The sequence below is a fragment of the Streptomyces tritici genome (assembly GCF_048500665.1).
Taxonomy (GTDB): Bacteria; Actinomycetota; Actinomycetes; order Streptomycetales; family Streptomycetaceae; genus Streptomyces; species Streptomyces tritici.
In genome coordinates this window covers 7102007-7120803 of sequence record NZ_CP183183.1, presented here as the reverse complement: position 1 = coordinate 7120803, position 18797 = coordinate 7102007, and the positions used below count along the sequence as shown (strand labels likewise).

The window sequence follows — 18797 nt, the reverse complement described above, 5'->3', positions numbered from 1 at the left end:
CTCCCCCTCCCCCGAGGTGCCGTGCCACACCGCGGAGGGGCGGGCCGGGTCCCGGCAGAGGTCGAAGCCGTGGAGGTAGGTGAGGGCGGTGGTCACCGGCCCGTCGAGGTCGGTGAACGCGCCCTCGCCCTCGACCCAGTGCACCGTCCACGCGTGCACCGCCTCGCGGGAGAGCTCCCCGTCGGCCAGTGCCTGCCAGCGGGTGGCGACGTCCTCGCGGGTGGGCGGGGCCGGGGGCGCGTCCTTCGGCTCCTCGTCCGTGGCCAGCCGCGCGTGGCGTTCGACGTCGTAGCGGCGGCCGTCGTACTCCAGCTTCCGGCGTTCGACGCCCTCGGCGCTGAAGCCCGCCGCGCGGGCGACCTTGCAGGACGCGGGGTTGTCGAGCCGGTGGCCCAGTTCGAGCCGGTACAGGCCGAGGTCGTCGAAGCACCAGCGGGCCAGCGTCCGGCACGCCCGGGACGCGACGCCGCGGCCCCGGGCCGCGGGCGTCGTCCAGTACGACACCCAGCCGGTCCGGTGGCGGCGGTTCACGGCGCCGACGGCGACGTTGCCCAGGGCGGTCCCCGCGGCGTCGACCACGGCGAAGGCGTACGCGGTGCCCGCCGTCCACTGCTCCTCCCTGGCGGTGATCCAGCGGCCGGCGTCGGCGAGGGACGTGAGGGGCACGTCGGACTGCCGGCTCATCAGCGGCCCCTCGAACGCCTCCAGCACGGCGCCGGCGTCCTCGGGCGTCCAGCGGCGCAACCACAGGTCTTCTGACACTTCGCAGCGTTCACGCATGCCCGCGAGTCTCCCCCGGGCCCTCCCCTCGCCGCGAACGGTTTCCGGCGTGCCGACCGGCTCACGCCCGGGCCCGCGGGAAGAATGTGACGGCGCCGATCGTCCCGAGCATCCAGGAGAGCACCATGGGCAAGGTCATCACCGGCGCGACGATGTCGCTCGACGGGTTCATCGCCGGCCCCGAGGAGAGCGGCTTCGACCTGCTGTTCCAGTGGCACGGGAACGGGGACGTGGAGATCCCGTTGGCCGGAGCCGACCTGCCGCCGCTGCGGATCTCGGCCGCGAGCGCCGAGCTGATCAGGCACGAGTGGGAGGGCATCGGCGCGCTGGTGGTCGGCCGGTACCTGTACGACCTGACGAGCGCCTGGGGCGGGCGGCATCCGCTGGACGTGCCCACGGTCGTGCTCACCCACAACCGCCCGGCGGACCGGCCCGAGGACGACGAGAACTTCGTGTTCGTCACCGACGGCATCGAGGCCGCCGTCGCCAAGGCGAAGGAGCTCGCCGGGGACCGGAACGTCGTGGTGAACGGCGGGCAGATGGCGCGGCAGTGCCTGGAGGCCGGGCTGCTGGACGAGGTGGGCGTCGAACTGGTGCCGGTGGTGCTGGGCGGCGGGAAGACGCTGTTCGGCGAACTCGCCGGCGCACCGGTGCAGTTCGACGGGCCCGTCACCGTCGTCCAGGGATCGGGGGTCACCCACCTGCGCTACCGCGTACGGAAGTAGCGCCCGGGCCAGGCCCCTACACGTAGCAGTCCAGGACCAGCGGCAGGTCCTCCATCCACTCCCGCAGCTTGGACCGCCTGCGGGCGGGGAGCACGATCTGGTGGACGGCGCCGTTGTGGAGGCGGACGGTGACGCCGAGGTCCTTGGGGCCGACGGCGGCGTACTCGACGGCCGCGACGGCCTGCCAGGGGAACTCCAGGTCGCCGGTCTCCGTTCCCAGTGCGACGCCCGAGGCGTCGATCAGGACGGAGCGGTGGGCGGTGACCGCCAGGAAGGACACGTCGTCGTCGAGGGGCGCGGCGGCGGTCGGGGCCTGGTGGAGCGGAACCGCGCCTGCGGGACCGTAGGAACCGGCACCGATCGGACCGTGGGCGCCGGCGACGGCCGGTCCGTAGGCACCGTCGCCGGCGGCCCCGTGGACGGGTGGCCCGAAGGCGCCGGCGGCGGGTCCGTACGCGGGCGGGTACGAGGGCGCGTACGCGGGCGGCGGGGGCGTGACGACAGCGGGGGCGGCGGGAACCACCGGGGCGGCGGGCACGGTCGGGGTCTGCGGCGGTGCCGTGTCCGGGACGAACAGGTCCAGGAGCTGGGCCGGAGTGGGCCGCTCGGCGGGGTCCTTGGCGAGGCAGGACGCGAGGACCGGCCGGAGGCCGTCGGGGACGGCGGTCAGGTCGGGCGCCTCGTGGACCGACCGGTACATCAGGCCCATCGGCGTACCGCCGCCGAAGGCGCTGCCGCCGGACGCCGCGACGAGGACGGCGCCCAGGGCGAAGACGTCGGCGGCGCCGCCGACCTCCTGGCCGAGCGCCTGCTCCGGGGCGAGGAAGCCCGGCGTGCCGAAGGCCACGCCGGTGGCCGTCAGGCGTGTCGACTCCAGGGCCCGCGCGATGCCGAAGTCCAGGACCCGCGGGCCGTCCGGAGCCATGATGATGTTGCCGGGCTTCAGGTCGCGGTGGACCAGCCCGCAGCGGTGGATGGCGTCCAGTGCCTCGGCGAGCGCGGCGCCGAGCCCGCGCAGCCCCGCCTCGTCCCTCGGCCCCTCGGTCTCCAGCAGGCGGGCGAGCGTCGGCCCGGGGATGTACGCCGTGGCGAGCCAGGGCGCCGGGGCCTCGGGGTCGGCGTCGACGACCGGGGCGGTGTGGAAGCCGCCCACGCTGCGGGCGGCGGCGACCTCGGCCCGGAAGCGCTCGCGGAAGTGCGCGTCGCCGGCGAGTTCCGGGCGGGCCACCTTCACGGCCACCGCGCGTCCGCCGCGCGAGCGCGCGAGGTAGACGGTGCCCATGCCGCCGGCGCCGAGCTCGCGCTCCACGGCGTACGCCCCGATGCGCGCGGGCAGTCCCGCACGGTCCGGACCGCCGGTCCCGTCCCCTGCGTCCGCCCCGTCCGGCCCGTGCATCATGTACTGTCCGCCTCCCCCTGTGTTCCGGCGCGCATCAGTATGACGCAGGTCGGAGGGGTCTTCTGCCGCCGTGTCAGCTCTGCGGGCCGCGTTCGCCGGCGGCGACTATCGTGCCCTGGGCCACGGCGACCAGGCGCTCCTCGCCGTCGGCCGACACGGTGTGGAGGGTGCACTGGCAGACCGCCTGGCGGCGGGTGGTGACGAGCGCCCTGGCGCGGGCGACGACGGTCTCGCCGGTGGCCGGCTTCGCGTAGTTGATCTTGTATTCCGCGGTCAGCGCGTCACCGCCGAGGGCGAGACCGCCGGCGAACGTCAGCGCGTTGTCGGCGAGGTAGCTCAGGACGCCGCCGTGCACGAAGCCGTGCTGCTGCAGCAGTTCGGGCCGCACCTGGACGCGGATCTCCGCGAAGTCCGGGCCCACGTCGCCCAGTTCGGCGCCCAGGAACTTGCTGAACGGCTGGGCGTCGAAGACGGCGTGTGCGAAGGCGGTGAGTTCGTTCGTCATGGCGCTGTCCCCCCGGAAAACAGAAACGGCAAGGAGTCACATACTCCTCGCCATGCTCAACTTATAGCGCACGGGGGGCCTTGCCGCAAGGCCCCGGTGGTCCTGCAGAATCGCCGACCTCAGCAAAGTTTCAGGGGGAATGAATGAGTGACGTCATCGTCGTCGGCGGCGGTCCGACCGGTCTGATGCTCGCGAGCGAGCTGCGGCTGCAGGGCGTGGACGTGGTGGTGCTGGAGAAGGCGGCACGACCGGCGGACGAGGTCCGCGCGCTGGGGCTGCACGCCCGCAGCGTCGAGATCATGGATCAGCGAGGGCTGCTGGACCGGTTCCTCGCGCACGGGCAGCAGTTCCGGGTGGGGGGGTTCTTCGCGGGGCTCGGCACGTCGTGGCCGAGCCGGCTGGACACGGCCCATTCGTACGTCCTCGGCATCCCTCAGAACGTGACGGAGCGGCTGTTGACCGAGCACGCGACGGAGCTGGGCGCCGAGATCCGGCGCGGCACCGAACTGGTCGGACTGAGGCAGGACGAGGACGGGGTGACCGCCGAGCTGGCCGACGGCACGCGGCTGCGCTCGCGCTACCTGGTGGGCTGCGACGGCGGCCGGAGCACGGTGCGCAGGCTGATCGGCGTCGGGTTCCCGGGCGAGCCCGCGCGGGTGGAGACGCTGCTGGCCGAGGTGCGGGTGGACGTGCCGCCGGAGACGCTGATGGCCAGGATCGCCGAGGTCCGCAGGACCGTGATCCGGTTCGGCGCCGTGCCGCTCGGCGACGGCCTGTACCGCCTGGTGGTGCCGGCGGAGGGGCTGACGGAGGACCGTACCGCTCCGCAGAGCTTCGAGGAGTTCAAGGAACGGCTGCGGGCGGTCGCCGGGACCGACTTCGGCGCGCACTCGCCCCGCTGGCTCTCGCGTTTCGGTGACGCGACGCGTCAGGCGGAGCGGTACCGGGTCGGCCGGGTGCTTCTGGCGGGCGACGCCGCGCACATCCACCCGCCCACCGGCGGCCAGGGCCTCAACCTCGGCGTGCAGGACGCGTTCAACCTCGGCTGGAAGCTGGCCGCGGCCGTCGCCGGCTGGGCGCCGGAAGGGCTGCTCGACAGTTACGAGAGCGAGCGGCACCCGGTGGCCGCGGCCGTGCTCGACAACACGCGGGCGCAGATGGAGCTGATGTCGCTGGAGCCCGGTCCGCAGGCGGTGCGCCGGCTGCTGGCGGAGCTGATGGAGATCGAGGAGGTGAACACGTACCTGATCGGGAAGGTCGCCGGGGTCTCGGTCCGGTACGACTTCGGCGAGGGTCACGAGCTTCTCGGGCGGCGGCTGCGGGACGTGGCGCTGAAGGACGGACGCCTGTACGGGCTGATGCACCGCGGTCGCGGGCTGCTCCTCGACGGGACCGGGCGGCTCTCGGTCGCGGGCTGGGAGGACCGGGTGGACCACGTCGTCGACGTCAGCGCGGAGCTGGACGTTCCGGCGGTGCTGCTGCGGCCGGACGGGCACGTGGCCTGGGTGGGCGAGGACCAGCGGGGGCTGACCGACAGCCTGCCCACCTGGTTCGGCGCGGCCGACCTGGGCTGAGCCGGTCGGCCCGGGCGGCGGGCGGCCCAGGCGGCTCGGCGGAGGGCGGAGGGCGGCGGGCGGCGGGCGGCGGGCGGCGGGCGGCGGGCGGCGGGCGGCGGGCGGCGGGTCGAACCGGTCGTCCGCCGCCCGGTACAGCAGCAGCCGCCAACAGCCGTTCGCTGCAGGGCCATTGACTTCCTACTGGCCGGTATCGATGATCGCGGGCATGGCTGACACCCCCGACCGTCTTCCCGAGTTCCCGCGTGACTTCCTGTGGGGCGTCTCGACGTCCGCCCACCAGATCGAGGGCGCTGTCGACGGGCGCGGGCCGTCCGTGTGGGACCTGTTCACGGCGGAGCCGGGGAACGTCCGGGACGGGTCGACGGCCGTGGTGGCGTGCGACCACGTCGCGCGCTATCGCGAGGACGTGGCGCTCCTCGCGGATCTGGGTGTGGACGCGTACCGCTTCTCGGTGTCCTGGACGCGCGTCCTGTCGCCGGGCGGGCTGGACTTCTACGACCGGCTGGTGGACGAGCTGTGCGCGCGGGGTGTGCGGCCGGTGCCGACGCTGTTCCACTGGGATCTGCCGGCGGGCCTGGACTGGCTGGAGCGGGACACCGCGTTCCGCTTCGCCGAGTACGCGGCCCTCGTCGTCGCGCGCCTGGGCGACCGGGTGACGAAGTGGATCACGCTCAACGAGCCCGCCGAACACACCCTGCTGGGTCATGCGCTCGGCACGCATGCGCCGGGGAAGAAGCTGCTGTTCGACGCCCTGCCGGTGGCGCACCACCAGCTCCTGGCGCACGGACTGGCGGCGCGGGCGCTGCGGGCGGCGGGGGTGCGGGACATCGGCATCGCGAACTCGCACGGCCCGACCTGGCCGGCCTCGGCGGATCCGGCCGACACGGAGGCCGCCGAGTTCTACGACGTGATCCTGAACCGGTTGTTCTCGGACCCGCTGCTGCTCGGCGCGTACCCGGCGGGGCTGGGCGAGTTGATGCCGGGGGACGTCGCGGCGGATCTGGAGGTCATCTCCCGGGACACGCTCGACTGGTACGGCATCAACTACTACCAGCCCACGAAGGTGGGCGCGCCCGGCGGTCCGGACGACGGCGCCACCGAGTTCTCCGGGATCTCCCTGCCGCCCGGACTCCCCTTCTCCGTCCGGGAGATCGACGGCCGTCCGGTCACGGACTTCGGCTGGCCGGTCGTGCCGGAGGCGCTGACCGAGCTGCTCGTGGGCTTCCGCGACCGGTACGGGGACCGGCTGCCTCCGGTGGTGATCACGGAGAACGGCTGCGCGTACGAGGGGATCGACGACCAGGAGCGGATCGCGTACCTGGACGGCCATCTGCGGGCGCTGCACGGGGCGATGACGGCGGGCGTGGACGTGCGCGGCTACTTCGTGTGGTCGCTGATGGACAACTTCGAGTGGGCGGAGGGGTACACGAAGCGCTTCGGTCTCGTGCACGTCGACTACGGCACCCAGGTCCGTACGCCGAAGTCCTCGTACCACTGGCTGCGCGACGCGCTGCGGGCGCAGCGCGCATGACCGCGGCCGCCGCGGCGTTCGCGGAGCCGGCCGGCCGGGTGGGCCGGGGATGGACGGCGGCGCTGTCGCTCGCCAACGGGGCGATCTGGGTGGGCTGGTACGGGCCGCTGCAGATCCTGCTGGCCCGGCAGGCCGAGCTGTTCGCGCCGGCCTCCGGGCTGTCCAAGGAGTCCCTGCTCGCGTGGGTGACCGGGGTGGGCGCGGTGGTGTCGCTGGTGGCCAATCCGCTGTTCGGCGCGGTGTCGGACCGTACGGTGTCGCGGCACGGGCGCCGGACGCCGTGGATCGTCGCCGGTACGGGCGGCGGCGCGCTGTCGCTGCTGCTGCTCGCGGGCGCGGAGGGACCGGCGGAGCTGTTCGTGGGCTGGGGGCTGGTGCAGCTCACGCTCAACGCGGCGTTCGCCGCCGTGACGGCTGCCGTGCCGGACCGGGTGCCGCGGGCGCAGCGCGGGGCCGTGGGCGGCTGGCTGGGCGCGGCACAGCTCCTCGGTGTGGTCGTCGGTACGGGCCTGGCGACGGTGGTGGGCGGGGTCGGCGGCGGGTACGCGGCCTGCGCGGTGTTCACGCTGGTCGGGGTCGCGCCGTACGTGCTGAGGTACCCCGACCTGCGGCTGGCCGCGGCGGAGCGGCCGGTGTGGTCGTGGCGGGGGTTCCTGGCGGGGTTCTGGCTGAGCCCGCGGCGGTATCCGGACTTCGGCTGGGCCTGGCTGACCCGGTTTTTGATCAACCTGGGCAACTCCCTGGTGCTGCTGTACCTCTTCTACTACCTGCGCGACGGGTTGCGGTACGAGGATCCCGGCTTCGGCGTGCTCGTGCTCACCGCGGTCAACGGCGCCACGCTGCTCGCCACGGTCGTCGTCGGCGGTGTCTGGTCGGACCGGGTGGGGCGGCGCAAGCCGTTCGTGTTCTGGTCGGGTGTGCTGACGGCCGCCGCCACGGGGATGCTGGCGGTCTGGCAGACCTGGCCGGGCGCGGTGGTCGCGGCGGCGCTCCTCGGGATCGGCTTCGGCGTCTTCACGTCCGTCGACTTCGCCCTGATGACCGACGTCCTGCCGGAGGCGCGGGACCGGGGCAAGGACCTCGGCGTCGTCAACGTCGCCAACTCCCTGCCCCAGGTGGCCGCCCCCGCCCTGGCCGCGCCGCTCGTCAACCACCTCGGCGGCTATCCGGCCCTGTTCCTGACGGCGGCCGGGGCGGGACTCGCGGGCGCCCTGCTCGTGCGGCGGATCCGCGGGGTCGCCTGAGTCCCCCGGGTCAGGCCGGGGCGCCCAGTTCGGGGTGGGCGTCGAGGAGTCGGGCCGGGGCGGCCTGTCTCCAGGAGTCCACGACGATGGCGCGCAGTTCGTCCGCGTCGTCGAGGGCCGCGAGACGGACCCGCACCCAGGCGAACGCCGCCTCGTGGTCGGCGACCCAGAACTTCTCCGGCTCGGCCAGGACCAGTTCGTCGCGCTCCAGTTTCGGGCAGCGCACGGCCATCGACGTCTCGTCCTCGGGCAGGGTGAGGAACATCTTCCCGGCGACCCGGAAGGTGGGCATGGACCATGCCTCCTTCTCCGTCGTCCCCGGCAGGGAGAGGGCGAGTGCGCGGACTTCGTCGGAAGTGCTCATGGACCGACCGTACGCCGCGCCACTGACATCGGTCCCAACGGCCGGGGGCGGCACGCCCCGAGGGGAACGGCCGGCCCGGGACGGGCGCGCCGGCGGGGCGTAGGCTTCTTCCTGCACGGACGACGCTGGGGGGCGGGAGCTCATGACGGCTGGGGCGGTTGACGCGTGGGAGTCGGGTCTCGACGCGGTGGTGGTGTACGCGCAGGGCGCGCTCTGCCGTCGTGTCGCGCGCGGCACGGTGCCGCAGGGCGGCCGGGTACGGGTGACGGGGCTGCCGCGCTCGCTGGACCCCGGCTCGCTGCGGGCCCGGGTCGTGGACGGGGTCGGGGTGCGGGTCACCGAGGCGCGGGTGGAGGTCGAGGCCGGTCCGCGCGCCGACGAGGACGCCGACGAGCTGCGGCGCGAGGCCGAGCGGCTGCGTGACGAGCACGCGGCGACGCAGGCCCGCCGCGACCGGCAGCTGGCCCGGATCAAGGAGATCGCCGCGCTGCAGCCGGTGCCGCCGGGCCGCAAGCGCGAGGATCCGCCGCGTGCCACGCCGGTCGAGGCGTGGCTCGAACTGGCCGATTTCGTCGACGAGCGGCTGGCCGTACTGCACGCCGGTCTCGCCGAGCTGGAGACGACGCTGCGCGACCTGGAGCACGCGCTGGACGTCGCCGAGGACCGGCTCGCCCGGGCGTCCGGCAATGCGCCCTCGGCGCACGTGGAGACCGCGGTCCGCGCGGTCGTGGCCCTCGACGGCCCGGCCGGCGCGGAGGTCGCGCTGGAGCTGGAGTACGGGGTGCCGGGCGCCGTGTGGGTGCCCGCGTACCGGCTCACGTACCGTCAGGGCGACGGCGCCGGGCGGCTCGTGCTGCGCGCCTCGGTCGCCCAGCGGACCGGCGAGGACTGGACCGGCGTGCGGCTGGCCCTGGCCACCGCGGACCTGCGCCGGCGCACCGACCTGCCGCGGCTGCGCTCCGTCCGGATCGGGCGGCGCCAGCCGGCGCCCGCGCCCTCGGGGTGGCGGGAGCCGCCTGCCGGGCTCGCCGATCTCTTCGCCGGGTACGAGGCGGCCGGGCCGGCTCCGGCAGGCCCGTACGTCGGCGGCGCGTACGGGGGCGGCGTGGCCTCCGTGGGGCTCGCCGACACGACGGAGCTGGTGGGCGGGGCCGCGGACGTCCCGATGCCTCCGCCGCCGATGCCTGTAGCCGCTCCACCGGCCGCGCCGGCGTACGGCGCGCCGCTCCCCGTGCCCGGCGCCGCCTACGGCGGCCCGCCCCCGCCGGCGCCCGCGGCCGCCGCTCCGCCGGCGGTCCGCGCACGCCCCGCCGGCGGTGGGCGGCCGGGGGGCCGAACCCGGTCCGCCGAGCCGCAGGCGCCCGCCGGCCCGGCCGCTCCGGGCATGGCCGCGCCGTCCCCGCCTCCTGAGCCCGTCCTCGGTCCGCCGCGGCCGAGCGGCGACGAACTGGACTACGCCGCCTTGGTGCTGGGCGGTCCCAACGAAGGGGCGGGCCGCCGCGGCCTGCTGTTCCCCGACGCCCCGTTCGACCCGGTGTCCGCGGAGCACCGCCGGCGCGCCGAGGCGGTGGCCGGACTGGCGCTGCCGGGGCACGCGGTGCGGCCGCGGACGTCGGCGGGTTCGTTCGACCACCGCTACGACGCCGCCGCGCGCGTCGACATCCCGTCGGACGGCGTGTGGCACACCGTCACGGTCGGCGAGATCCCGATCGGGCTGCGCACCGAGTACCTGTGCGTGCCGTCGGTGGAGCCGACGGTGTACGCGACGCTGGTGCTCTCCAACGCCACCGACCAGGCGCTGCTCGCGGGTCCGGTGGAGGTCTCCCTCGACGGCGACTTCCTGCTGACCGCCGCCCTGCCGACGCTGGCGCCCGGCGGGGTGCGCCGGGTGGGTCTCGGGCCCGCCGAGGGCATCCGCGTGACCCGGCGCACGCATCTCAACGAGTCGACCGCGGGGCTGCGCAACAACGTCACCGTGCTCGACCACCAGGTGCATGTGGAGCTGGCCAACGGCCTGGCCCGGCCGGTCACGGTCGAGGTCCGTGAGCGGGTGCCCGTCACCTCGGAGGCGGACGTCCGGATCGAGGAGCGCGCCGACTGGACGAAGCCCCGGGACGACAGTTCCGCGGAGCACGCGCCCGAGCACCACTCCCCCGGCACCCGCCTGTGGCGGGTCGAACTGCCCGCCGGCGGCACCGCCGCGCTCGACGGCGGCTACGAGATCCGCATCCCGGCCGGCAAGGCCCTCGTCGGCGGCAACCGCAGGAGCTGAGGCACATCATGACCGTCATCACCACGTCCGCCGCCTCCGCGTCCGCGACCGCGATCCCCCTGCCCGTCACCGCCGTGACGTGCCTGGAGGACCGGGCGCACGTCGAGCGCGGCGTCCGGCTCGACCTGGCGGCCGGGGTGCAGCGGCTGCGGCTCGGTCCGGTCAGCGCCCTGGCCGTCGACCGCACGCTGCACGCCGAGCTGACCGGCCCCCACACGGCGACCGTGCTCGACGCGCGCCTGGTGCGCACGTGGACGCCGCAGGGGCCGCGGCCGTCCGACGACGACTCGGCGCTGCGGCACCGGGTGCACGAACTGGAGGAGGAGCGGACGGCGCTGGACCGCGAGTGCGACCGGCTGCGCGGCCGGCTCGACCTCCTCGGCCGGCTCGCCGCCGACCTGTTGCGCGAGTGCGGCGAGGCCGCGGGCGCCGGGACGACCGACCGGGAACGCTGGACCCGTGAGCTGGACCGCGTGGACGGCGAGCGGGACGCGTACGGGGAGCGCCTGCGCTCCGCCGAGGCCCGCCTCGCCGCCCTGCGCGGCGAGCTGGTGCAGGCACAGCGGGCGCTGGACGCGTCCGAGGAGCGGCCCGCGGAACTGGTCGCGCACGTGGAACTGACGGTGGACGCCGCCGCGGCCGGTCCGGCGGAGCTGCGCGTCGGGCACCTCACCCCGTGCGCGCTGTGGCGGCCCGCGTACCGGGCGGTGCTCGACGGGGACGCGCTGACGCTGGAGACCGAGGCGGTGGTCTGGCAGCGCACCGGCGAGGACTGGTCGGACGTGCGGCTGACCCTGTCGACGGCCCGGTCCACCCTGGCCTCCGACCCGCCGCGGCTCGGCGAGGACCGGCTGACGCTGAAGGACCGCACGGCGGCGGAGCGCCGCACCGTCGACGTCGAGCTCCGCGAGGAGGAGATCGCGGACCTCGGCCCGGTCCCGGTGCAGGGTCTGCCGGGCGTGGACGACGGTGGGCAGACGCGGGTGCTCGCCGCTCCCGCGTCGGTCTCGGTGCCGTCCGACGGCCGGGCCCACCGGGTACCGCTGTCGGAGTTCACGACCGCCGCGCGCAACGAGTACGCCTGCGCGCCCGAGCTGTCGCCGCTGGTCACGCGGGTCGTGCGGTGCGACAACCGGTCCGGGCACGCACTGCTCGCGGGCCCGGTGGACCTGGTCCGCGACAGCGGGTTCGCCGGCCGCGGCACGCTGGACTTCACGGCGCCGGGCGCGCCCGTCGAGCTGGCCTTCGGGAGCTGTGACGACCACCGTGTGGTCCGGGAGACGGAGGAGTCGCGGGACACCGGCGGGCTGATGCAGCACACGGTGGTGACGCGTACGGTCCGGCTGCACTTGTCCCGGTTCTCCGCCCCCGGCGAGCAGGGCGAGCGGACGGTCGTGGTCCGGGAGCGGATCCCGGTGTCCGAGGTGTCGGCGGTGGAGGTGCGCCTGCGCAAGGAGTCGTGCTCCCCGGCCCCCGACGCGGTCGACGCGGAGGGCATCGTCCGCTGGGACGTGCCGCTCGCGCCCGGCGGCCGTCGTACGGTCACGCTGGTGTACGAGCTGTCGGCGAGCGCCAAGGTCGCCGGACTCTGACGACGGCGACGGCGACGGCAACGGGAGGGCCGGCCGGGATCGGTCCTCCGCCGCCATCGCCTCTCCGTCGCCTTCGCCCCCCTACGCCCTCGCCCTCCGCCGCCCCACTCCTTCCGGTTCGCCCCGCGTGTTCCCGCTGCGGTCCGCGCTGCCCTGCGCGACGATACGAAGCGGACAAAGCAGGCAGTGTCCAGCACGGCAGCCGCCGCGGTGAGCACCGAGACAGGAAGAAGGTCGGACGTGTCCGGCAGCGAGAGCGAGAACCCGGCAATCCCTTCCCCCAGCCCCACCCCGACGCGTCGCCCCAGGTCGAACCGGGACTGGTGGCCGAACCAACTGGACCTCCAGGTCCTCCATCAGCACTCGCCCCACGCGGATCCCATGGACGAGGGCTTCGACTACGCGGCGGAGTTCGCGACGCTCGACGTCGAGGCGCTGAAGCGGGACGTCATGGAGGTGATGACGGCCTCCCAGGAGTGGTGGCCGGCCGACTACGGCCACTACGGGCCGCTGTTCATCCGGATGAGCTGGCACGCGGCGGGCACGTACCGCATCGCCGACGGCCGGGGCGGCGGCGGCAGCGGTGCGCAGCGCTTCGCACCGCTCAACAGCTGGCCGGACAACGCGAGCCTCGACAAGGCGCGCCGGCTGCTGTGGCCGGTGAAGCAGAAGTACGGCCGGAAGATCTCGTGGGCGGACCTGCTGGTGTTCGCGGGCAACTGCGCGATGGAGTCGATGGGGTTCAGGACCTTCGGGTTCGGTTTCGGCCGCGAGGACATCTGGGAGCCGGAGGAGATCTTCTGGGGTCCGGAGGACACCTGGCTCGGGGACGAGCGCTACGCGGGCGACCGTGAGCTGCAGGGTCCGTTCGGGGCCGTGCAGATGGGCCTGATCTACGTCAACCCGGAGGGCCCGAACGGCAATCCGGACCCGCTGGCGGCGGCGCGGGACATCCGGGAGACGTTCGGCCGGATGGCGATGAACGACGAGGAGACCGTGGCGCTGATCGTCGGCGGTCACACCTTCGGCAAGTGCCACGGCGCGGTGGACCCCTCGTACGTCGGTCCGGAGCCGGAGGCGGCTCCGATCGAGCAGCAGGGCATCGGCTGGCGGAACACCCAGGGCACCGGCGTCGGCCCGTACGCGCTGACCAGCGGGCTCGAGGGCGCGTGGACGAACGAGCCGACGAGGTGGGACAACGGCTATCTCGACAACCTGTTCCGCTACGACTGGGAGCTGACGACGAGCCCGGCGGGGGCGAAGCAGTGGACGCCGACGGACCCGGCCGCGCAGGGCACCGTGCCCGACGCCCACGACCCGTCGAAGCGGCACGCCCCGATGATGCTGACGACGGACCTGGCGCTGAAGCTGGATCCGGTCTACGGGCCGATCTCGAAGCGCTTCCACGAGAACCCGGACGAGCTGGCGACCGCGTTCGCCAAGGCCTGGTACAAGCTGCTGCACCGCGACATGGGTCCGCTGTCGCGGTACCTCGGGCCGTGGGTGGCGGAGCCGCAGCTGTGGCAGGACCCCGTGCCGCCGGTCTCCCACCCGCTGGTCGGGGACGCGGAGGTCGCCGAGCTCAAGGAGACGGTGCTCGGATCCGGCCTGTCGCCGGCCCAGCTGGTCACCACGGCGTGGGCGGCGGCGGCGAGCTTCCGCGGCACCGACAAGCGCGGCGGCGCCAACGGCGCCCGGCTGCGGCTGGCGCCGCAGAAGGACTGGGAGGTCAACGACCTGCCCGAGGTGAAGGAGACGGTGGCGGCGCTGGAGCGGATCCAGCAGGAGTTCAACCGTGCGCACGACGGCGGGGTGCAGATCTCGCTGGCCGACCTGATCGTGCTGGCCGGCTGCGCGGCGGTGGAGCGGGCGGCGAGGAACGCCGGCCACGACATCACCGTGCCGTTCGCTCCGGGGCGCACGGACGCCTCGCAGGAGGACACGGACGTCGAGGCGTTCGCCGTCCTGGAGCCCCGGGCGGACGGGTTCCGCAACTACGTGCAGGCGGACGAGAAGCTGTCGCCGGAGACGCTGCTGCTGGACCGCGCGAACCTGCTGAACCTGTCGGCGCCGGAGATGACGGCCCTCATCGGCGGGATGCGGGCCCTGGACACCGGGTACAAGGGCGCGCGGCACGGCGTGTTCACCGACCGCCCCGGGACACTGACGAACGACTTCTTCGTCAACCTGCTCGACATGGGCACGGAGTGGAAGACGTCGACGGACGACGAGAACGTCTACGAGGGACGGGACCGCGTCACGGGCGAGGTCAAGTGGACGGCCACGCCGGTGGACCTGGTGTTCGGCTCGCACTCGCAGCTCCGTGCGCTGTCCGAGGTGTACGCCTCCTCGGACGGGGACGAGAAGTTCGTGCGGGACTTCGTGGCCGCGTGGGACAAGGTGATGAACCTGGACCGGTTCGACCTGCGTCGCTGACCCGACCGGACCGCCCCCGGCCGGCCGTGCACCGGCCGGGGGCGGTCCCCACGTACGGCAGAGGGTCCCACGTACGGCAGGGGGCGCCCACGTACGGCAGGGGCCGGTCAGGCGGGGAGGGCGTCGGCGGGGTAGCGCACGCCGATCCGCTCACGCACCGCGTCGAGCGTGCGCATGACGGCGAGCGTGCCGTCCAGCGGGACCAGCAGCGATTCCGTCTCGCCGGCCCGGAGGCAGCGCATCACCTCGGCGGCCTCGTGCTGGAGGCTGTCGCGGCGGCCGGCGACCGTGAACTCCTCGGGCTCGCGTCCGAAGCGGTGCAGGACGAAGCCCTCCGGGTAGAAGAAGCCGCGCGGGAACTCGATCCGCCCCGCCGTGCCGGACACGGACGCCGTCATGGGGGTGTCGGCGGTGAGGGAGCAGGACAGCAGGGCCGTGGCGCCGGAGTCCCAGCCGAGGAGCATCCCCGTGTTCAGGTCGACGCCCTCCGGGGAGAGCAGCGCGTCCGCCTGGATCCGGTCGGGCTCGCCGAGCAGCAGGTGGGCGAACGACACGGGGTAGACGCCCAGGTCGAGCAGGGCGCCGCCGCCGAGGGCCGGGTCGCGCAGCCGGTGCGCCGGTTCGAACGGCCCCGCGAGCCCGAAGTCGGCGTGCACGGAACGCACCTCGCCGACCGCGCCGTCCGCGACGAGCTCGGTGAGGCGGCGGATGACCGGGCTGCAGTACATCCACATCGCCTCCATGAGGAACAGCCCCCGGGCGCGGGCGAGTTCCACCAGTTCCCCGGCCTCGCGGGCGTTGAGCGTGAACGCCTTCTCGCACAGGACCGGCTTGCCCGCCTCCAGACACAGCCCCGCGGCGGCGCGGTGCGCGGAGTGCGGGGTCGCCACGTAGACCACGTCCACGTCCGGATCGGCCGCGAGCCCCGCCCAGTCGCCGTACGCCCGCGGGATCCCGAAGCGCTCGGCGAACTCCTTCGCCGAGGCGGCGCTGCGCGAGGCGACGGCCGTGACCTCGGCGTCGGGGAGTTGCAGGAGGTCGGTGGTGAACGAGGCCGCGATGCCTCCGGTCGCGAGTATCCCCCACCGCACGGTCCTGCTCATGGCTGCTCCTCTGCCTCCGGGTGGCCCCATGATCCCGGCGAACGCGCCGGAGGAAAAGGCCCCGGTCCGTTCACCTCGGCTCGGGCAGGGCGCCGAGGTGCGCGCCGACCCGCTCGCGCAGCAGCAGGTACTCCTCCCAGCGGCGGGGCGCGGGTCCCGGCGGGCGCACCACGACGCGTGCCCCCTCGACGGTCTGGCCGCGCCGGAACTGTTCGCGGGTCAGGTCGAGTTCGACCCCGCTGGGCAGCCGGTTCCACCAGTGGAAGCCGTGCTGCTCCCCGTCGAGCCGCACCTCCCCGACGACGAGGTCGCCGCCGAAGACGTCCTGGACGATCAGGGCGGTGATGTCGCAGTGCCCCCAGGCCGGATTGTCGGGCCGCCACTCGGGCCGGTCGTCGGGGGAACAGGTGTCATCCTGCCAGCTCTTGCGCAGGGCCCGGTCGAGGTCGAGGAGGTTCCAGGGAGTCATCCGGCCAGCATCGCATCGCCGGTGACGCTCTAGAGATCGAACTCGATGTGTTCCAGGTCGGTGTACTGGACGGTCAGGCCGTGGGCGCGGCGGCCGTTGTCGCGGAAGTAGACCTCGCCCAGGGCCTCGGCGGTGATCTCGCGCAACTCGTGTTCGCCCGCTCCCCGTTCCTGAGCGTCGAAGAGGCGGGCGGCGTAGTGGGGCGGGAGGGCGACGGTGAGGTGGCGCAGGCGGGCGTCGTCCGTGGTGCCGGGGGCGGCGGTGTAGCCGAAGCGGGCGCGGGTGTCGATCATGATGCCGTCGGTGGTGGCCGCGGACTTCTTCGCCTTGGCCCGCACCTGCGGCTGCCAGCGCTTGCGCACCTCGCGCTCCATCGCGGCGGCCAGCTGCGGCCGGGGCCTGCGGATCTCGTCCTTCACGTACCGTTCGACGGTGCGCTGACTGATGCCGAGCAGCTCGGCCACGGCCCTGGTGCCCTTGTGCTGCTTGACCAGGTACCGCATCTGCGCGCCCGCGCTCTTCGGGATCGGGCGCGTGAACGTCCGCTCCAGGGCCTTGTCGAGGCCCTCGCCGAACGACACCATCTCCGCTCCTCTCCCCTGTGCCCGCCGTCTATTGTCCGTCGTCGTGGGCGGTGACCTCGCCGGTCCTGATGTGCCGGGCGAGGTTGAGCTCGGGGGCCTCCAGCTGCTCCCGGACGCCTTCCGCCCACAGCACGGTCTGGCTGCCCTCGTGCTTGACCATGCCCGGAGAGACGCCGATCCGGAAGGAGCCGGGCACCGTCCTGCCGTCGGGCCCGTACGGCAGGACGTCCAGGACGCTGGGCCCGTCGGCCGCGTACACGGCACAGTCGGACAGGACCGCGACCGGATAGCGGCCGGTCGCCGCCGCGAGCGCGACCATCTTGCGGTGCATGCCGACGCGGGCGCGGGAGATGACCACGGCCCGGATGTCGGGACGCCACGTGGGGCGCTGGAGGGCGGGCCAGGGCCGGCCGGGGCGCCAGCCGCCGCCGCGGGGACGTTCGCGGAGCTTGCCGATGCCGCCCTTGACGGTGGCCTTGACGGCCGCGACGACGACGGCCAGTTCGGGGTCGTGCTGCTTGTATCCGTCCATGGCGGCGAGGAACTGAGCCGGCGTCAGGTCTTCGGTGACGCCGAGGTCGGCCATCGTCGTGACGTAGGCGTCGCGGAGCCGCTTGTACCAGGGGTCCAGGTACCGGCCGGACTCCGGGCGCACCCACGCCTCCGTCGGCGCGACGTCGTAACCGAGTTCCTGGGCGTACGCGACGGTGGGGGTGGCGTACCAGGCGGGGCCCTCGGGGCGTTCGCCGGTGGGTGTGAAGGGGCTCGGCAGGAGGCTCCCCTCCAGCCGTGTCCACTGCTTGCCGGCCTTCACGTGGGAGAGGTCGACGTGCGACAGGTCGACCAGCCACGAGCCGGGCAGCTTCGGGTCGAAGACCGGGTCGGTGACGTGGACGGGGGGCTGGGCCAGGCCGACGAGCGCGCCGTTGGCGGCGGCGGCGAAGGCCATGTTGACGTCGAGTCCGACGACATGGCTGCGCATGCACTCGTCGTCGGTGAGCGGACGGGCCCAGTCGTACGCCTCCTCCAGCAGCATCTCGGCGGGCCCGCGCTGGTGGAAGCGGGGCAGGTCGGCGAGGAGGGGGTGGCCGTCGGGCGCTTCGCAGGGCGCGCAGTCGATCGGGTCCTTGCCCAGGCTGCCGGGGTTGTGTTCGCTGTGCCGGGCGCCGTGCGCGTCGGGCGCGGAGGCGCGGGTCGGCGGGCGCAGGGCTGTCATCAGCTCCAGGCCGGTGACCGCCGTGGAACCGCGCGGGGTCGTGACGCGGGTGGCGTACGTGCCGAGGAGGCGCGCCAGTTCGGCGGCGGGGAGAGCGGCGGCGTCGCCCCAGTGGCGGGCGTCGAGGGCGTGCCAGCCGGGGACGCACAGCTGGACGCACTGGCGGCGGCCGCCCTGCGCGGGACGGTAGATGCGCGCCCAGGGGCCGAGTCCGCGCTGGGTGAGCCGCCAGCCGGCCTGTTCGACGGCCTGGGCGGCCGGGTGGTCCTCGGGGAGGCGGCCGGCGTGCCGCTCCTCGTCGGAGAGGTGCGCGGGCAGGCCGTAGCGTGCGCAGGCGGATGCGGTGAGCACGAGCAGCGGGTCGGCGTCGCGGCCGTTGCCGTCGAGGCGGGGGGCGCCGAGCCGGGCCTCGGCGAGGGTCCACTCGACGAGCGCGGGGAGGGTCGTGGCGGGTACGTCGAGGACGAGGCCGCCGACGCAGTACGCGGCGACGCGTCCGTCGGCGTCCGCGTCGAGGACGGCGAGGGGGCCGTGGGCGTAGCGGTCGTCGGGAGCCGTGGCGGTGGTCGCGGGGCGGGCCGCGGCCGGGGTGCGCACAGGAGCGGGGGTGCGCGCCGGAGCCGGGGTGCGCGCGGCGGGGCGGTGGGCCGCCGGGGCGGGGCGCCGGGGTTCCGGGGCGGAGGCCGGGCCGGCGGGCGGTGCGGTCTCCGGGGGCGCGGCCGGGTAGCGGCGGGCCAGTCCTTCGAGGAGCCTGCGGTACGCGTCGAGGCGCTCGCCCCGCGGCTCGGCGCGGCCGTCCTCCCACGCCTCGATGCTCGGCACGCGGACGCCGAGGGCCTGGGCGACGGCGGCGCGGGTGAGTCCGGCGGCCTCGCGGAGGCGGACGCGCTCGGCGGGGACGGGCAGGACGCTGCCGTCGTCGACGGCGGCGAGGAGGGCGTCGACGGCGGCGAAGGACTCCGGCGGCTGGTTGCTCACGATGCTCTCTTTCTACCGGACG

At 74.6% G+C, this 18797-nt stretch carries 14 protein-coding genes and 1 pseudogene; 7 read left to right on the top strand and 8 right to left on the bottom strand.

The annotated features are described in order from the left end of the window. Positions 1 to 255: 255 nt before the first annotated feature. Positions 256 to 780, bottom strand: a pseudogene (locus tag ACNJ93_RS32940) (GNAT family N-acetyltransferase); the annotation flags it as partial. A gap of 125 nt (positions 781 to 905) precedes the next feature. Between ACNJ93_RS32940 and ACNJ93_RS32935 the strand changes: the two are divergent. Then, positions 906 to 1505, top strand: a complete 600-nt coding sequence (locus ACNJ93_RS32935; protein WP_418961136.1) for a dihydrofolate reductase family protein — start codon at positions 906 to 908, stop codon at positions 1503 to 1505. A gap of 16 nt (positions 1506 to 1521) precedes the next feature. On the opposite strand, the gene ACNJ93_RS32930 is transcribed toward ACNJ93_RS32935, so the two are convergent. Further along, positions 1522 to 2901 (bottom strand): serine/threonine-protein kinase, encoded by a 1380-nt coding sequence (locus tag ACNJ93_RS32930; protein WP_418961606.1) that lies wholly within the window; start codon positions 2899 to 2901, stop codon positions 1522 to 1524. 76 nt (positions 2902 to 2977) lie between these two features. Then, positions 2978 to 3409 (bottom strand): PaaI family thioesterase, encoded by a 432-nt coding sequence (locus ACNJ93_RS32925; RefSeq protein ID WP_418961135.1) that lies wholly within the window; start codon positions 3407 to 3409, stop codon positions 2978 to 2980. Positions 3410 to 3552: 143 nt separating this feature from the next. On the opposite strand from ACNJ93_RS32925, the gene rox reads away from it, so the two are divergent. The 3 genes from rox to ACNJ93_RS32910 all read left to right on the top strand — a co-directional run bounded on the left by rox (position 3553) and on the right by ACNJ93_RS32910 (position 7761). Next, positions 3553 to 4983, top strand: a complete 1431-nt coding sequence (gene rox, locus ACNJ93_RS32920; protein ID WP_418961134.1) for a rifampin monooxygenase — start codon at positions 3553 to 3555, stop codon at positions 4981 to 4983. Positions 4984 to 5179: 196 nt separating this feature from the next. After that, entirely contained in the window at positions 5180 to 6517 is a 1338-nt protein-coding gene (locus ACNJ93_RS32915) for a GH1 family beta-glucosidase (protein ID WP_418961605.1), read from the top strand. Next, complete coding sequence (locus ACNJ93_RS32910; RefSeq protein WP_418961133.1) at positions 6514 to 7761, top strand: MFS transporter; 1248 nt, start codon at positions 6514 to 6516, stop codon at positions 7759 to 7761. Before ACNJ93_RS32915 ends, ACNJ93_RS32910 begins: the two co-directional genes overlap by 4 nt. A gap of 10 nt (positions 7762 to 7771) precedes the next feature. Here ACNJ93_RS32910 and ACNJ93_RS32905 read toward each other — a convergent pair whose 3' ends face one another. Continuing rightward, the gene (locus tag ACNJ93_RS32905; protein ID WP_418961132.1) at positions 7772 to 8125 is read right to left on the bottom strand and encodes an MmcQ/YjbR family DNA-binding protein; all 354 of its coding nucleotides are present in this window, start codon (positions 8123 to 8125) and stop codon (positions 7772 to 7774) included. A gap of 142 nt (positions 8126 to 8267) precedes the next feature. On the opposite strand from ACNJ93_RS32905, the gene ACNJ93_RS32900 reads away from it, so the two are divergent. From ACNJ93_RS32900 to katG, 3 genes are all read left to right on the top strand, one after another. After that, the gene (locus ACNJ93_RS32900) at positions 8268 to 10397 is read left to right on the top strand and encodes a DUF4139 domain-containing protein (RefSeq protein WP_418961131.1); all 2130 of its coding nucleotides are present in this window, start codon (positions 8268 to 8270) and stop codon (positions 10395 to 10397) included. 8 nt (positions 10398 to 10405) lie between these two features. Beyond that, positions 10406 to 11989, top strand: coding sequence for a mucoidy inhibitor MuiA family protein (locus ACNJ93_RS32895; RefSeq protein WP_418961130.1), 1584 nt, complete (start codon positions 10406 to 10408; stop codon positions 11987 to 11989). 240 nt (positions 11990 to 12229) lie between these two features. After that, complete coding sequence (gene katG / locus ACNJ93_RS32890; protein WP_418961129.1) at positions 12230 to 14425, top strand: catalase/peroxidase HPI; 2196 nt, start codon at positions 12230 to 12232, stop codon at positions 14423 to 14425. A gap of 107 nt (positions 14426 to 14532) precedes the next feature. On the opposite strand, the gene ACNJ93_RS32885 is transcribed toward katG, so the two are convergent. The 4 genes from ACNJ93_RS32885 to tap form a co-directional block, all read right to left on the bottom strand. Beyond that, positions 14533 to 15528, bottom strand: a complete 996-nt coding sequence (locus ACNJ93_RS32885) for a Gfo/Idh/MocA family protein (RefSeq protein WP_418961128.1) — start codon at positions 15526 to 15528, stop codon at positions 14533 to 14535. A 70-nt stretch (positions 15529 to 15598) separates the two neighbouring features. Next, positions 15599 to 15997, bottom strand: a complete 399-nt coding sequence (locus tag ACNJ93_RS32880) for a YunG family protein (protein ID WP_418961127.1) — start codon at positions 15995 to 15997, stop codon at positions 15599 to 15601. A 29-nt stretch (positions 15998 to 16026) separates the two neighbouring features. Then, the gene (gene tpg, locus ACNJ93_RS32875) at positions 16027 to 16581 is read right to left on the bottom strand and encodes a telomere-protecting terminal protein Tpg (RefSeq protein WP_418961126.1); all 555 of its coding nucleotides are present in this window, start codon (positions 16579 to 16581) and stop codon (positions 16027 to 16029) included. 28 nt (positions 16582 to 16609) lie between these two features. Continuing rightward, positions 16610 to 18775, bottom strand: a complete 2166-nt coding sequence (tap, locus tag ACNJ93_RS32870) for a telomere-associated protein Tap (RefSeq protein WP_418961125.1) — start codon at positions 18773 to 18775, stop codon at positions 16610 to 16612. Positions 18776 to 18797: the final 22 nt, after the last annotated feature.